The organism is Streptomyces sp. NPDC001604 (genome assembly GCF_042893475.1).
Taxonomy (GTDB): domain Bacteria; phylum Actinomycetota; class Actinomycetes; order Streptomycetales; family Streptomycetaceae; genus Streptomyces.
The window spans coordinates 158,393-173,588 of record NZ_JBIAUY010000001.1; the positions used below are offsets into that span (position 1 = coordinate 158,393).

The 15,196-nt window shown below is 67.7% G+C and carries 15 protein-coding genes; 11 read left to right on the forward strand and 4 right to left on the reverse strand.

Annotation, left to right across the window (positions count from 1 at the left end; genetic code table 11):
• Positions 1-4: 4 nt before the first annotated feature.
• Entirely contained in the window at positions 5-1,366 is a 1,362-nt protein-coding gene (locus ACFY1E_RS00730) for a glutamine synthetase family protein (RefSeq protein ID WP_099934097.1), read from the reverse strand.
• A gap of 354 nt (positions 1,367-1,720) precedes the next feature.
• Here ACFY1E_RS00730 and ACFY1E_RS00735 point away from each other — a divergent pair, with 354 nt between their 5' ends.
• The 11 genes from ACFY1E_RS00735 to ACFY1E_RS00785 all read left to right on the forward strand — a co-directional run bounded on the left by ACFY1E_RS00735 (position 1,721) and on the right by ACFY1E_RS00785 (position 11,834).
• Positions 1,721-2,395 (forward strand): DUF3105 domain-containing protein, encoded by a 675-nt coding sequence (locus tag ACFY1E_RS00735; protein ID WP_389069760.1) that lies wholly within the window; start codon positions 1,721-1,723, stop codon positions 2,393-2,395.
• Between the two features lies 1 nt (position 2,396).
• A complete protein-coding gene (locus ACFY1E_RS00740; protein ID WP_389069762.1) occupies positions 2,397-3,029 on the forward strand; it encodes a DUF305 domain-containing protein in 633 nt (210 codons plus the stop codon).
• A 214-nt stretch (positions 3,030-3,243) separates the two neighbouring features.
• Positions 3,244-5,181: a protease pro-enzyme activation domain-containing protein gene (locus tag ACFY1E_RS00745; protein ID WP_389069765.1), complete on the forward strand. Its 1,938-nt coding sequence runs from the start codon at positions 3,244-3,246 to the stop codon at positions 5,179-5,181.
• A 125-nt stretch (positions 5,182-5,306) separates the two neighbouring features.
• A complete protein-coding gene (locus ACFY1E_RS00750; protein ID WP_389069767.1) occupies positions 5,307-7,343 on the forward strand; it encodes an NAD(+) synthase in 2,037 nt (678 codons plus the stop codon).
• Between the two features lie 361 nt (positions 7,344-7,704).
• The gene (locus ACFY1E_RS00755; protein WP_389069768.1) at positions 7,705-8,109 is read left to right on the forward strand and encodes a hypothetical protein; all 405 of its coding nucleotides are present in this window, start codon (positions 7,705-7,707) and stop codon (positions 8,107-8,109) included.
• Between the two features lie 15 nt (positions 8,110-8,124).
• Positions 8,125-8,598 (forward strand): hypothetical protein, encoded by a 474-nt coding sequence (locus ACFY1E_RS00760; RefSeq protein ID WP_389069771.1) that lies wholly within the window; start codon positions 8,125-8,127, stop codon positions 8,596-8,598.
• Positions 8,599-8,706: 108 nt separating this feature from the next.
• The gene (locus ACFY1E_RS00765; RefSeq protein ID WP_389069773.1) at positions 8,707-9,348 is read left to right on the forward strand and encodes a hypothetical protein; all 642 of its coding nucleotides are present in this window, start codon (positions 8,707-8,709) and stop codon (positions 9,346-9,348) included.
• On the forward strand, positions 9,341-10,093 hold the full coding sequence (locus ACFY1E_RS00770) for an HNH/ENDO VII family nuclease (RefSeq protein ID WP_389069775.1): 753 nt from the start codon (positions 9,341-9,343) through the stop codon (positions 10,091-10,093). Before ACFY1E_RS00765 ends, ACFY1E_RS00770 begins: the two co-directional genes overlap by 8 nt.
• Entirely contained in the window at positions 10,090-10,566 is a 477-nt protein-coding gene (locus tag ACFY1E_RS00775; RefSeq protein ID WP_389069777.1) for an SMI1/KNR4 family protein, read from the forward strand. Before ACFY1E_RS00770 ends, ACFY1E_RS00775 begins: the two co-directional genes overlap by 4 nt.
• 375 nt (positions 10,567-10,941) lie before the next feature.
• Positions 10,942-11,379 carry a hypothetical protein gene (locus ACFY1E_RS00780; RefSeq protein ID WP_389069780.1) on the forward strand — a complete coding sequence of 146 codons (438 nt, stop codon included), beginning with the start codon at positions 10,942-10,944 and terminating at the stop codon, positions 11,377-11,379.
• 80 nt (positions 11,380-11,459) lie between these two features.
• Positions 11,460-11,834, forward strand: a complete 375-nt coding sequence (locus ACFY1E_RS00785) for a hypothetical protein (protein WP_389069782.1) — start codon at positions 11,460-11,462, stop codon at positions 11,832-11,834.
• Between the two features lie 128 nt (positions 11,835-11,962).
• On the opposite strand, the gene ACFY1E_RS00790 is transcribed toward ACFY1E_RS00785, so the two are convergent.
• The 3 genes from ACFY1E_RS00790 to ACFY1E_RS00800 all read right to left on the reverse strand — a co-directional run bounded on the left by ACFY1E_RS00790 (position 11,963) and on the right by ACFY1E_RS00800 (position 15,180).
• Complete coding sequence (locus ACFY1E_RS00790) at positions 11,963-13,183, reverse strand: MFS transporter (RefSeq protein ID WP_389069784.1); 1,221 nt, start codon at positions 13,181-13,183, stop codon at positions 11,963-11,965.
• Positions 13,184-13,284: 101 nt separating this feature from the next.
• Entirely contained in the window at positions 13,285-14,244 is a 960-nt protein-coding gene (locus ACFY1E_RS00795; RefSeq protein WP_389071555.1) for an endonuclease/exonuclease/phosphatase family protein, read from the reverse strand.
• A gap of 276 nt (positions 14,245-14,520) precedes the next feature.
• On the reverse strand, positions 14,521-15,180 hold the full coding sequence (locus ACFY1E_RS00800) for a TetR/AcrR family transcriptional regulator (protein ID WP_389069786.1): 660 nt from the start codon (positions 15,178-15,180) through the stop codon (positions 14,521-14,523).
• Positions 15,181-15,196 lie beyond the last annotated feature (16 nt).

Here is a 15,196-nt window from a genome sequence, read left to right on the forward strand (position 1 = left end):
GGATCTAGAGAACCGGCAGGTTCTTCCGCAGCTCGAACGCCGTGACCTCGCTGCGGTACTCCTCCCACTCCTGGCGCTTGTTGCGCAAGAAGAAGTCGAAGACGTGCTCGCCCAGGGTCTCGGCGACCAGGTCACTGCGCTCCATGAGGGTCAGGGCCTCGCCGAGGTTCTGCGGAAGGGGCTCGATGCCCATCGCGCGGCGCTCGGCGTCCGAGAGGGCCCAGACGTCGTCCTCGGCGCCCGGCGGGAGCTCGTAGCCCTCCTCGATGCCCTTCAGGCCGGCGGCCAGCAGGACCGCGTAGGCCAGGTACGGGTTGGCGCCGGAGTCCAGGGAGCGGACCTCGACCCGCGCGGAGCCGGTCTTGCCGGGCTTGTACATCGGGACGCGGACCAGGGCCGAGCGGTTGTTGTGGCCCCAGCAGATGTAGGAGGGGGCCTCGCCGCCGGCGCCGGCGGTGCGCTCGGAGCCGCCCCAGATGCGCTTGTAGGAGTTGACCCACTGGTTGGTGACCGCGGAGATCTCCGCCGCGTGCTTGAGCAGGCCCGCGATGAAGGAGCGGCCGACCTTGGAGAGCTGGTACTCCGAACCCGACTCGTAGAACGCGTTGCGGTCGCCCTCGAACAGGGACAGGTGCGTGTGCATGCCGGAGCCCGGGTGCTCCGAGAACGGCTTCGGCATGAACGTCGCCTGGACGCCCTGCTCCAGCGCCACCTGCTTCATGACCAGGCGGAACGTCATGATGTTGTCCGCCGTGGACAGCGCGTCGGCGTAGCGGAGGTCGATCTCCTGCTGGCCGGGGGCGCCCTCGTGGTGGGAGAACTCCACCGAGATGCCCATCGACTCCAGCATGGTGATCGCCTGGCGGCGGAAGTCCATGCCGATGTTCTGCGGGGTGTGGTCGAAGTAGCCGGAGTTGTCGGCGGGCGTGGGGCGCGTGCCGTCCAGCGGGCGGTCCTTCAGCAGGAAGAACTCGATCTCCGGGTGGGTGTAGAAGGTGAAGCCCAGGTCGGAGCCGCGCGTCAGGGCGCGCTTGAGGACATAGCGCGGGTCGGCGAAGGACGGGGAGCCGTCCGGCATGAGGATGTCGCAGAACATGCGGGCGGTGCCGGGGGCCTCGGCGCGCCAGGGCAGGATCTGGAAGGTGGACGGGTCCGGCTTGGCGATCATGTCGGACTCGTATACGCGGGCGAAGCCCTCGATGGCCGAGCCGTCGAAGCCGATGCCCTCGTCGAAGGCCTGTTCCAGCTCGGCCGGGGCCACGGCGACGGACTTGAGGAAGCCCAGCACGTCCGTGAACCACAGCCGTACGAACCGGATGTCGCGCTCCTCCAGTGTCCGGAGCACGAACTCCTGCTGCTTGTCCATCTTCCGCTTCCCCATCCTTGCTGGTCAGGCCGCCTGTCTCCCTGTCCCGCAGGAGGCGGTCGGGCACCTGAGCATCACACCACAACAGCATTTCGTGCGCGTTGCCGACCATGATCGGCCGGCCGACCGCGGCCTGAACGCCTCACCAACGGCGGGTGTACTGCTCACCGCCCATCTTGCCTGCTCGGACCGACATCCGTAATGGGAGGCCCGGCAGAAGGTAACGAGCGCCTCCGCAGGACCCGGCTTTCCCTTGCCCCGTCTGCAAAACATCACTGGTCTCCCACTACGATCAGGCGACCCGACCGACATTTTTTTGCACTCCCCACCCGATTCCCCCAGAAGGACACTGCGATGGCCACCGCCAAGAAGAGCAGCAGCGCGGCACGCAAGGCGCGAATAGAGGAGATGCGGCGCGCCGAGCAGGCCCGCGAGCGGCGCAACCGGATCCTGACGATCGGCGCGAGCGTGCTGGTCGTCGCCGCTCTGGTGGTCGGCGGTGTCCTCATCGTGAAGTCGCAGGACGGCAAGAAGGACGACAAGGCGAGCGACACGACGTCCTCGGGCGACGGCAAGGGGCACTTCGTCACCGGCAAGGACGGGGTGCGGACCTGGACGGGCAAGCTCGCCCGCACCCATGTCACCGGGACCGTCAACTACCCGATGCACCCGCCGGTCGGCGGCAACCACAACCAGGTGTGGCTCAACTGCAACGGCGACGTCTACACCAAGGCCGTGCACGACGAGAACGCCGTGCACGCCCTGGAGCACGGCGCGGTCTGGGTGACGTACACCGACAAGGCGAAGAAGTCCGACGTGGACAAGCTGGCGGCGAAGGTGAAGCAGACGCCGTACACGCTGATGAGCCCGTACCAGAACCAGAGCTCCCCGATCGAGCTGTCGGCGTGGGGCCACCAGCTGAGCGTAACAAGCGCCGACGACCCGAAGGTCGCCAAGTTCTTCGAGACGTACGTGCAGGGCAAGCAGACCCCCGAGCCGGGCGCCTCGTGCACCGGCGGGACGATGTGACATGAAGAAGCACATCGGCTGGATCGCGGGGGCCACGGCGGCCGCGCTCGTCGCCGCGGGCGCGATCACCTACGCGGTCGCCGAGGACGGCGGGTCGGACACGGGCATGAGCACGCCCGCCGCCGACTCCGCGGACGCGGGGTTCGCGCGGGACATGGCGGTGCATCACCAGCAGGCCGTCGAGATGTCGTACATCGTGCGCGACCGTACGCAGAACGCGGAGGTGCGGCGGCTCGCCTACGACATCGCGCAGACCCAGGCCAACCAGCGCGGCATGCTGCTGGGCTGGCTGGATCTGTGGGGGCTGCCGAAGGTGTCGGCGAAGCCGCCGATGTCGTGGATGGGCATGGGCGACATGCCCGAGCGCGGCGACGGCTCGCTGATGCCCGGCATGGCGACGGACACGGAGATGAAGAAGCTGGGCACGCTCAACGGCAAGCAGGCCGAGGTCTTCTATCTGCAGCTGATGACGGACCATCACAAGGGCGGCATCCACATGGCCGAGGGCTGTGTCGCCAAGTGCAAGGTGGGGGTGGAGAAGAGTCTCGCGCAGGGCATGGTCGACGCCCAGCAGTCGGAGATCGAGCTGATGGCGGGCATGCTCAAGGAGCGTGGGGCGAAAGCGCGTTCATAACCCTCCAGCGGGAACGAAAGCCCCAAATCCCCCCGCCTGACCATTCCTTGAGCTTCTCTTGGCTTTAGCATTCCCCTGGCATGGACGGTTCAGGGAAAGAGTGGCCCCCATCGCTTGATCCAATGCCCGCGCCTCCGCCGCGGAGCGGGTCGTCTACGCGGATCAACAGCGACGACCGACCACACATGCGAAGAACCGCATCGCAGGGGGTTCTATGAGATCCAACCGCGCCAAACTGCGCGCCGTGAGCATGGCAGCAACTCTGCCCATGGTCGCGGGTGCGCTGGCGCTCGGCATACCCGCGGCGCATGCCGCGGACAACCCGGGCCGGAACGCACTCGCGGGCACCAAGCCCGCGTGGGCGACGGCCAAGGCGGACAAGGGTGACGCCTCGAACGGCTCCCAGGTCAACCTCCGGGTCTATTTCGCGGGCAAGGACGCCGCCGGTCTCGCCGAGTACGCGAAGGCCGTGTCCGACCCGAGCTCGGCCTCGTACGGCAAGTACCTGAGCGCCAAGAAGGCCCAGGCCCGATTCGGCGCGACCAAGGCCCAGGTGGCCGCGGTCAAGTCCTGGCTGAAGGCCTCGGGCCTGAAGGTCACGGGCACCACGCAGCACTACGTCTCCGTCACCGGTGACGTGGCCGCCGCCGAGAAGGCGTTCGGCACCCAGCTGCACAACTACACCAAGGGCTCGAAGACCTACCGGGCGCCGGCCAAGGCCGCCTCCGTCCCGGACAGTCTCAAGGGCGCCGTCCTGACCGTCACCGGCCTGGACAACGCGCCGCACAAGTCGACCCACGACGACCAGCTGCCGCCGCCGGAGACCGTGTTCCGCAACTCCGGGCCGTTCTCGTCGTACTTCGGCTCGAACATCGCGAGCACGCTGCCCGACGCCTACGGTGCGAAGATCCCGTACGCGATCAAGGGCTACACCGGCAAGCAGCTGCGCGCCGCCTACGGTGCGGGCAGCTACACCGGCAAGGGCGTCAAGGTCGCCATCACGGACGCCTACGCCTCGCCGTCGATCGCCTTCGACGCGCAGACGTACGCGGGCAAGCACGGCGACGCCAAGTGGACGACCGGGCAGCTGCACCAGGTCCTGCCGAAGAAGTACACGAACACCAAGGACTGCTCCGCCGCCGGCTGGTACGGCGAGGAGACCCTGGACGTCGAGGCCGTGCACGCGGTCGCGCCGGCCGCGGACGTCACCTACGTGGGCGCCGCGTCCTGCATGGACGACGACCTGCTGGACTCGCTGAGCAAGGTGGTCGACAACCACCTCGCCGACATCGTCTCCAACTCGTGGGGCGACATCGAGGCCAACCAGACGCCGGACCTCGCGGCCGCCTACGACCAGGTGTTCCAGTTCGGCGCGGTCGAGGGCATCGGCTTCTACTTCTCCTCCGGTGACAACGGCGACGAGGTCGCCAACACCGGTACGAAGCAGGTCGACACCCCGGCCAACTCGGCCTGGGTGACGGCGGTCGGCGGTACCTCGCTGGCGGTCGGCAAGAGCAACACCTACCAGTGGGAAACCGGCTGGGGCACCGAGAAGGCTCTGCTGTCCGCGGACGGCAAGAGCTGGACGAACTTCCCCGGCGCGTTCACCTCGGGTGCGGGCGGCGGCACCAGCAAGACGGTCGCCGAGCCGTACTACCAGAAGGGTGTCGTCCCGAACGCGCTCGCCACGGCCAACAGCGCCGACGGCAACCGTGTCGTCCCGGACATCGCGGCGATCGCCGACCCGAACACCGGCTTCCTGGTCGGCCAGACCCAGACCCTGCCGGACGGGAAGACCCAGGCGTACGACGAGTACCGCATCGGCGGCACCTCGCTCGCCGCTCCGGTCATCGCGGCCGTCCAGGCGCTGGCCCAGGAGGCGCACGGCAAGGCGCTCGGTTTCGCCAACCCGGAGATCTACGCCCGGTACGGCAAGAGTGTGTTCCACGACGTGACCGACAACCCGACGGGCTCCGGCCTGGCGGAGGCACGCGTGGACTTCGCCAACGGCTATGACGCCACCGGTGGTCTGATCACCTCGGTGCGCAGCCTCGGCAAGGACAGCTCGCTGAAGGCCGTGAAGGGCTACGACGACGTCACCGGCGTGGGCTCGCCCGCGAACGGCTACGTCGAGTCGTACAAGGGTCACTGAGGCACCGCCGGTCACGGCAACCTGAGGGGCGCGGGATGTGGTCATCCCGCGCCCCTTCGGCGTGCGTGGGGTGACGCACACCCCGCACCCGGCGATCGCGTCGCTCTGACGATTACACTGGGCCCGTGCCTGAATTGAACTTCTGGTCGATCTATCAGCACGGCTTCGCCCGCGTCGCGGCGTGTACGGGTCACACCGTCATCGCCGAGCCGCAGGCCAACGCCGAAGCGGTCCTGCGCCATGCCCGCCGGTGCGCCGAGGAGGGTGTCGCGGTCGCCGTCTTCCCGGAGATGGTGCTGTGCGGCTACTCCATCGAGGACCTGCTGCTGCAGGACGCCCTGCTCGACCAGGTCGAGCAGGCGCTCGGAGAGGTGGTGGCCGGCTCGGCGGGCCTGCTGCCGGTCCTGGTCGTGGGGGCCCCGCTGCGCCACCGCAACCGGGTCTACAACTGCGCGGTGATCGTGCACCGCGGCCGTGTCCTGGGGGTCGTACCGAAGTCGTATCCGCCGAACTACCGGGAGTTCTACGAGCGTCGGCAGATCGGCGACGGGGCGGACGAGCGCGGTGGCTCGATCCGGGTGGGCGGGTCGGACGTGCCGTTCGGCGTGGACCTGCTGTTCGCCGCCGACGACGTCCCCGGTCTCGTGCTGCACGCGGAGATCTGCGAGGACATGTGGGTGCCGGTGCCGCCCAGCGCGGAGGCGGCACTGGCAGGCGCGACTCTTCTGGTGAATCTGTCGGGCAGCCCGATCACGGTCGGGCGGGCCGAGGACCGCAAGCTGCTGTGCCGCTCGGCGTCCTCCCGCTGCCTCGCCGCGTACGTCTACGCGGCGGCCGGGCTCGGCGAGTCGACCACCGACCTGTCCTGGGACGGCCAGGCCATGGTCTACGAGAACGGCGCGCTGCTGGCCGAGACCGAGCGCTTCCCGCTCGGCGACGAGTACGCCGTGGCCGACGTCGACCTCGACCTGCTGCGCCAGGAGCGGCAGCGGATGGGCACGTTCGACGACAACCGCCGTACGCACCGGGCACGGACAGCCGACTTCCGGACGGTCGCTTTCGAACTCGACCCGCCGCTGACCGACCTGGGACTGCGCCGCCGCCTGGAGCGCTTCCCGTTCGTGCCGGCCGACGCCGAGCGGCTCGCCCAGGACTGCTACGAGGCCTACAACATCCAGGTGGCGGGCCTGCAGCAGCGCCTCGCCTCGATCGGCGGCCCGAAGGTGGTCATCGGGGTGTCCGGCGGTCTGGACTCCACGCATGCGCTGATCGTCGCCGCGCGGGCGATGGACCGTGCGGGGCGGCCGCGCAGCGACATCCTGGCGTGGACGCTGCCCGGCTTCGCCACCAGCGACCACACCAAGGACAACGCGCACGCGCTGATGCGTTCTTTGGGCGTCACGGCAGCCGAGCTGGACATCACGCCGACGGCACGGCTGATGCTGCAGGAGATGGGGCATCCGTTCGCCTCGGGTGAGCCGGTGTACGACGTCACCTTCGAGAACGTGCAGGCGGGCCTGCGCACGGACTATCTCTTCCGGCTGGCCAACCAGCGCGGCGGGATCGTGCTCGGCACCGGTGATCTGTCGGAGCTGGCGCTCGGCTGGTCCACGTACGGCGTGGGCGACCAGATGAGCCACTACAACGTCAACGGCGGAGTGCCGAAAACCCTGATCCAGCACCTCATCCGATGGGTCATCAGCAGCCGGCAGTTCGACGAGGAGACGGGCAAGATCCTGGCCGCGATCCTCGACACCGAGATCAGCCCGGAGCTGGTGCCGGGCGAGGAGATGCAGTCGACGGAGTCGAAGATCGGGCCGTACGCGCTGCACGACTTCACACTCTTCCATGTGCTGCGGTACGGCTTCCGGCCATCGAAGATCGCCTTCCTGGCCTGGCACGCCTGGCACGACGCGGACGCGGGCGGCTGGCCGCCGGGCTTCCCCGACGCCAAGCGGGTCGCGTACGACCTGCCGGAGATCCGCCACTGGCTGGAGGTCTTCTGCCGCCGCTTCTTCGCCTTCGCCCAGTTCAAGCGCTCGGCGATGCCGAACGGGCCGAAGGTGTCGGCGGGGGGTTCGCTGTCGCCGCGGGGGGACTGGCGGGCACCGTCGGACAGTTCGGCGACGGCCTGGCTGCGGGATCTTTCGCGGTTCGACTAGGGCCTGTGCGGTGTCGTGATCAGTCTTGTGGGTCCGGGTCCCTCGGGAAGGGGGATCCGACGACTTGTCCCTGGTCGGCGCGGATTCCACGGCGGCCCGCGCCCACCACGACGCAGCCGGGATGCGGACCGGCGAGGGGGTCATGGACGCCCTCGAAAGGTCGTCGCTGCCGCAGGCGCCCGGCGGCCACACAAATGCGACGGGCTGGAGCACCTCAAATTCGGCTCAATTGTCTTGAGCATGGCAAACGCTTCTGGCATGGTCAACTTTGTTCTCGCAAAGGGAGTTCAGTTCGCTGTAAGCCCCTCCCGACACACGACCATGTCACGGCGGAGGGGCTCACCCAGGGGGAAGGTGAGAATTGAAGTACTACCGCAAGGCACTAGCGGTGACTGCTTCAGCGGCACTTTCAGCCATAGCATTCGCCGGCCAGGCCGACGCGGATGCACACCGGACCGATGATCACGTGCAGCTCTGGATCGACGGTAAAAAGCTGCACGTCGCCGACACGACCATCTACGCCAGTAACCCCGACACGAAAGCATGCCGGGACGGCTACCTCCGTTTCGAGCCGCCCGGGCAGCAGCCCGCCACCTATCCCGCATATCGCGAAGACGGCGACAAACACTGTTCGGCTGCTGACGTCTACTTTCACCTCGCCAAAGACACCTGGTGGCCGAACAACACCAAGGTGTGTGCCTATTTCCTCGAGGTGAAGACCAGAAAACGCTGGGGCGGCAAGCCCTGCGCGACCATTCACAACTGATCAGGGGGAACAATCATGAAGTGGAAGAAAAGGGCTTTCGCAACCACCGCCCTCGGTGCAGCCATTGTGCTGGGCGGTGCGACCTCGGCCTTCGCGGAAGGCCCGCACTACCCGACATCCCATGGGCTGAACGGCGGTGGCAGCCACAACGAATGCGCCTACAACTGGACCCAGGCCGACACAAAGGGCTTTCCGGGACACCACGGTGAGCATGTGTTCGTCTCCGGCATCGCCTACTACTCCGCCGCTCTCAGCGACCCCCGCTGTCACGCCCACGTGGAACTGACGTACAAGGACCACAACGGCGAAGCCGCCCACGTCTGGGGCAAGAAGGTGCCGAACAACGGCTCGTTCGACGCAATGGTGCCGGCCAAAACCTACAAGCTGGTCTACCAGACCGAGATCTGGGTCGCCGACGGCAGCGGCAAAACGATCAAGGGTACTTACCTCATGATTGACCCCAAGGGGAAGATCCTCGCCAAGGCCTGAGCGAGTTGCCCCAGGGGCGCTGGTCGCCCCTGGGGCTCGCTGATGGGGGCAGGCCCAGGGAGCGTCCCTGAGCCTGCCCCCATCAGTCGTCTCCGAGAGCCGTCTGCGGTGCCCTCCCCTCAGGCGGCGGCCGACGCCGACGCGGCGGCCACCCGCGCCGAGGCAGCCGCCAAGCGCGCCCGCTCCGACGCGGACGCCGCCCAGGCCGACAAGCTGAAGGCCGACGCGGCGGTGAAGACCGCAACCAGCGCGGCAGCCGACGCCATCAAGGCCTCCCAGGACGCCGCCGGCGAGGCGAAGACCGCGGTGAAGCTGGCCGACGAGGCCGAGCAGCACGCCAAGGACGCCAAGACCCAGGCCGACGCCGCGAACAAGGAATCCGGAAACGCGCTCGCCGCCTCCGCCAAGGCAGCCGGGTATGCGCATGTCGCCGCACAGGCGGCCGTGGACGCGGGCGAAGCAGCAAAGCAGGTCGCCAACCCGGCCAACGACGCCATCCAGCTCGGTTCCGCCTACGTCGACACCGACTCGGCCGCCGGTCTGGTCGTCCTGACCGGCCAGGCATCGAAGTCCATCGCGGAGCAGCAGCAGGCGGTCGCCGACGCGCACGCCAAGAACGCCGCAGCCGAGGCCGACACCGCCAAGAACCTCGCCGACCAGGCCAAGGGCGACGCCAAGGAGGCCTACCAGCACGCGGCGAACGCGGCCCAGTACGCCGCCGACGCCCGCACCTACTCTCTCGATGACTGAGTTCAACTCGGGTATCGACCCGGTGGACATCCTCGTCGGGCACTGGATCGACTGCGCGAAAAAGGTGGCCCCGGGAGTCGATGGCGGAAGCTGGGGCGGTTGTGGCTGGGCAGGCGTGGACATCGCAGCCTTCGTCTTCGGCGGCAAGATCACCGAAGCCGTGGTCAACAGCATCCGCGCCCTTGACGCCTCACTGCGTACCGGGATCGGCGTCGGCGATGCATACAAGGCTCTCAGGGCTCTGGACATGGACCCCGGCGCCGTCGCAAACATCGGGCGTACGGTGTCCGCGTACGAGGACGACGTCGCAACCGCCTGCCAGGCCGTCAGCGCCCCTGGTATCACCAGGATGGCAGCAGCGGGCGTCGGCCCTCCGTGCAAGTTCTGGAAGCTGACCGACTTCGAAGGTCAGCGTGTCTACCAGCGGGACGACCTGATCAACCCCGACTACGTTTCTCCCCAAGACCCCTACGGTCGGACCAACCTGAAGCGCATGCAGCAGGGGCTCGCCCCGATGGGTCCGGGCAGGACTGCGAGTGGTGGAGCGGACAAGCCTCTGAATCTGCACCACATGCTTCAGACTCAGGACGGGCCGATCGCCGAGGTGACGGATGCCATGCACTTCGACAACTACGGCAAACTTCACTGGAAGTCGGGCACCAAGATCCCCAGCGGAATCGACCGGCCCGAGTTCGAGAAGTGGAAGAAAGCGTACTGGCAGAACAGAGCGAAGGATTTCGGATGACGAGCGGTCTACAGGCAGCCGAACAGGCGATCAGGCTGATGCGTGCCCACGAGGACATTGTGCAACATGGCGACGGCTGCCCAGCAGAGGTGATCGCCAGAGCCGAGGCCGAGATGGGTCTTGCTTTCCCTCCCTCATATCGGCGCCTGATCGAAGAGTTCGGAACATGGGAGATTCCCCCCACCGAGTTCCCTGGCGTATATAAAACTCCGGTCCTGGGAGACAAGTTGTTGGGCTCTCCTGCGTACACCCTGGAGGACCGCGAGGTACTGGGACTGCCGCACCACTTCTTGGTCGTCATGCATGACGACGTCTGGGAAGTTGTCGTCCTCGACACCTCGCAGCCGGACCAGGCGGGCGAGTACCCGGTTTACGCGTGGAACCCCGGGGTTCTGGAGGGCGGGCTCATGGAGAAGATCTCGGACAACTTCGGCGAGTTCATGCTCGCCGAGTGCCGTCAGAAGCTTGGCTAATCCTCCCCCAAGAGCGAGCCTGGACAGGGGTCCGCACACCGACTGTGCGGACCCCCTCGGCCTTTGCGCACTTCAGCTTCAGACCAGCGACATAGCACATGATGATCGACAGCGAGTCGGCCCCCAGTGACAAACCCCCGGGGTGTCTCCCGCATGCATGCCCAATCATCGATGACAGCACAGGCAAGTTCAAACCGTTCGCGACGAAGCCGATCAACGACATGAAGAAGCAAGTCGCAGCGACAGAGGGTGTTCCTGTCGTGTGGTACGTCGCCGCCCAAGAAGAGGCTACCGCTCTTCAGCATGCTGTGGTCGACAAGAATCAAGGGATAGAGATCGCATACCGCCCCGCCTCACGGCAATAGAGGAAAATCCGTGAGCTACCAAGTGTGGATCTACAAGTTCGTCAAACAAAGAGAGGACCCTGTTCCGCTCGACAAGGAAATGGTGCGAGACATCCTGGGGCCTCACGATTCCGGAGCAACTGGCCTCACAGTCGACGAAGAGGGAAACCTTCAATTCTGGGTCCGCGCTGCAGATGGAAGCTCTGCTGACGTAACCGTCGACGAGTACTGTATTTCCTTCGACCGCCCCACTCGCAGTGACAACAGCAGCGGAACAGGCGCCTTCAGCATCGTTGCCGAAGTGGCAATCAAGCTGGGAGCAGTGATTCTCGACCTGAGTAACGGAAGGACCGTATGCCGGGACGAAGAGTACGCACATCTCCCCCCGAAGATGCGGGACGACGCTGTTGTCATCGAGATGATGGGAGAGGCTGTCGAGGGCGCCCTGATCGGTCTACGACGTTCCTGACTGTTCACCTCAAGGGGATAAAGTTTGTGTTCAGGGCAGGGTCGTCGACGTGAGTTAAGGGCCTGAGTCTGTACAAGTTCGTGGATGGCGAGCCGGTCCGGCCGGACAAAGACGTGGTGCGGGCGATACTGTCGCCCCATGAGGCGGCGTCCGAGAAAGCGACCGGCGACAACTCGGAGTGCTGGATCCGTGCCTCCGATGGCAGTGAAGCCGAGGTGGATGTCGTCGACTGCGTCATCGGCGTCGAACGTCCGCAAGCCGGTGACGTGTGGAAGATCATCATTGAGCTGGCGAACCGTGCCAGCGGAGCGATCCTCATTCCTCCCGGCACGTTCTTGTGCCGGGAGGACACGAGGGCTCTTCTTCCCGAGGGCATGGAGAACGATTCCCTGTTCGTCCCGGAGATCACCCTCGAAGCCTTGAGAGTGTTGCGGGACCGTTCACGCATCCGCTGACCTGACTATCGGTGCCCCGCCGAAGCCGAGTTGTCCGTGCTCAGGCTTCGGCGGGCCCGCTTCTCTCGACCACGCCGGCCCGGGCATCGGGCACGCCGAAGGCGCGGTGAGTGCGAGGCCCGCCGCCCTCAGCGATGCACCGCCCCCGCCCCCCGCGGAACGTGTGCCGCCACCACGCGCCCCCGCCCCCCGGCAGGAACGCGCCGCCGGTCCACCGCATACGCGGCACCCGCGACAGCCAGTCCGAGCACCGCCAACCCCGCCCCCGCCGACGCCGGAGAGGTGACCCCGAAGCCCGCCGCCAGCGCGACGCCCCCGATCCACGCTCCCCCGGCGTTCGCCAGGTTGAACGCCGCCTGGTTGGCGGAGGACGCCAGCGACGGCGCCGCCGACGCCTTCTCCATGACCATCAGTTGGAGTGGCGAGCCCGTGACGAAGGCCGCCGCGCCCAGCAGCATCACCGCCAGGGCCGCGGTCCACTGCGTCGACATCAGCAGCGGGAAGAGGACGAGGACGCCCGCCAGGGAGACCAGGCCGCCGAACAGCGTCCCCCGCAGGGAGTGGTCCGCCAGGCGGCCGCCCGCCAGGTTGCCCACCGTCGCGCCCACACCGAACAGCGCCAGCAGCACGGTCACGCTGCTCTCGGCGAACCCGGCGGAGTCCGTCAGCATCGGCGTGATGTAGCTGTACGCGGCGAACAGCGCGCCGAAGCCTGCCACGGTCGTACCGAGCGCCAGCCAGACCGGCAGAGAGCGCAGGGCGGCCAGTTCACCGCGCAGGCCCGTTGCCGGGGCGGCGTGGGTGTGGTCGTGCGGGATCAGCGCCGCCAGCGAGGCGATCGCCGCCAGGCCGATCGCGCTGACGCCGAGGAACGTGGCCCGCCAGCCCAGGTGCTGGCCCGTCAGCGTGGCGACCGGCACGCCCGCGACGTTGGCGACCGTCAGGCCGAGGAACATCAGCGAGACCGAGCGGGCCTTGCGCTCCGGCGCGACCATGTTCGTGGCGACGACCGCGCCCACGCCGAAGAAGGCGCCGTGCGGCAGACCGCTCAGGAAGCGGGCGGCCAGCAGGGAGTCGTAGCCGGGGGCGAAGGCGGAGAGCGCGTTGCCCGCCACGAACAGCGCCATCAGACCGATCAGCACCGTGCGGCGGGACATCCGTGCGGTGACCGCGGCCAGCAGCGGGGCGCCGATGACGACGCCCAGCGCATACGCCGAGACCAGGTGCCCGGCGGTGGGGATGGAGACGTGCAGGTCGTCCGCGACGTCGGGCAGCAGGCCCATCATCACGAACTCGGTGGTGCCGATCCCGAAAGCGCCGACGGCCAGGGCGAGCAGGGCCAGGGGCATGAAGGGGCCTGTTCCTTTCAAGGTCAAAGGGAGAGCTGAGTTCCGTACCAGCTTAAGTTCAGTTACGGAACAAAGTCTCTCGGGCCCAGTATTCCGGGAGGTTACGAGCCGGTGGCGAGGCTCACACGGGCTGCGATCGGGAGGTGGTCGCTTCCGGTCCTGGGCAGCGTCCACGAGGTCACCGGCTCGATGCCCTGGACCATGATCTGGTCGATCCGCGCCATCGGGAACGAGGCCGGCCAGCTGAACCCGAACCCGCTGCCCGCCGCGCCCTGCGTGGAACGCATCTGGGAGGTGACGCCGTTGAGGGAGCGGTCGTTCATCGTGCCGTTCAGGTCGCCGAGCAGCACCTTCCGCTTCAGCGGCTCATGGGAGATGGCCTCGCCGAGCGCGTTGGCGCTCTTGTCGCGCTGCCGGGCCGTGAAGCCGGCCTCCAGCTTCACCCGCACGGACGGCAGGTGGGCGACGTAGAAGGCGACCTGCCCCTCGGGCGTGGTCACGGTGGCGCGCATGGCGCGCGTCCAGCCCAGCTTGATGTCGACGGCCCTGACCCCGGTCATGGGGTACTTGCTCCACAGCCCGACGGTGCCCTGCACCGAGTGGTACCTGTACGTCGACGCCAGCGCCCTCTCGTACACCGGCACCGCCGACGGGTTCAGCTCCTCCAGAGCCAGCACGTCCGCGCCGGACGCGGCCACGTCACGGGCCGTTCCCGAGGGGTCGGGGTTGTCGGCGTTGACGTTGTGCGTGGCGACCGTCAGGTCGCCGCCGCCGACGGTCTTGTCCGTCAGCAACCCGCCGAAGAGATTCAGCCAAACGGCCGCGGGCAGCACGACCGCGATCAGCGCGGTCGCCGACCTGCGCACCAGCGCGAGCAGGAGCAGCAGCGGGACCAGGAGACCCAGCCAGGGCAGGAAGGTCTCGGTGAGACTGCCCAGGTTGCCGATGCGGTTGGGGATGCGGGCGTGCAGCAGCATCACCAGGGCGAGGACCACCGCGAGCGCGGCGACGACCAGGCCACGGCGCCAGATTCTCGGGTCGCCCCGCCATCCGGAGACCATGCGGTTGAGCAGGCGCCGAAGCCGGTCTCCCCGGTGCTCGGGTCCCGAGCCGCCGTTGTCCGTCTCCGTCACATACGCCTGCTGCGCCATACCGTGTCGCCTCACTGCCTGCCGTGCAACCGTCCATCCCCCCGTATCTGAAACCCTAGGGGATGATCGAGCCCGTCCCTGCCGTCGCATGACGGCCGTACGGGCACGAGGACGACGAACCCGGCGCGGCGAGTTCCGAACGCAACCCCGGAAAGCGCCCTCTGTGACGCAACGCGCACATTCGGTCTAGGTGGTTGAGGATTTGACGGACCGTAGTCCCTCGACGGGCCGTAGCCCTTCGAGAAGGGTGTCCACGATCCGCTCCGACAGTCCCTCGGAGAGGTCGATCTCCGCGTCCACCTCCGGACGCATGACGGTGCGCACCAGCATCGGGCCGATGATCAGGTCGTTCAGCAGGTCGATGTCGACGTCCTCGCGGAGTTCGCCGTTCTGCTGACCGCGGCGCAGGATCTCGATCTGCAGTCTGCGCCGCGGCCGGACGACGGAGGCGTGGTAGGCGGCCCAGACCTTGGGGCTGCTCTTCATCTGCGCGAACACGTTGTGCAGGAGAGCCGAGCTGCGGGTCGCGACGCCGCGCTGCCGCAGCTGCTCCAGGAGGGCCACCAGGTCGTCGCGCATGGAGGTGCCGGGGAGTTCGGCGTCCGGGGGCTCGGCGGCGCGTACGACGTCGACGAAGAGCTCCTCCTTGCCGCTCCAGCGGCGGTAGATGGTGGCCTTGCCGACGCCCGCCGTGCGGGCGATGCGCTCGATGGAGAGTTCGGCGAGCGTGACGCCGTCCTCCAGGAGCTTCAGCACACCCTCTATGACGGCGCGTTCGACCGCCTCACTGCGGGGGCGTCCCCGGGAGGGCGCCCCGGGAGGGGCCGGGCTGTCGGCGAGGCTCACTGCTGCGTCCTTTCGT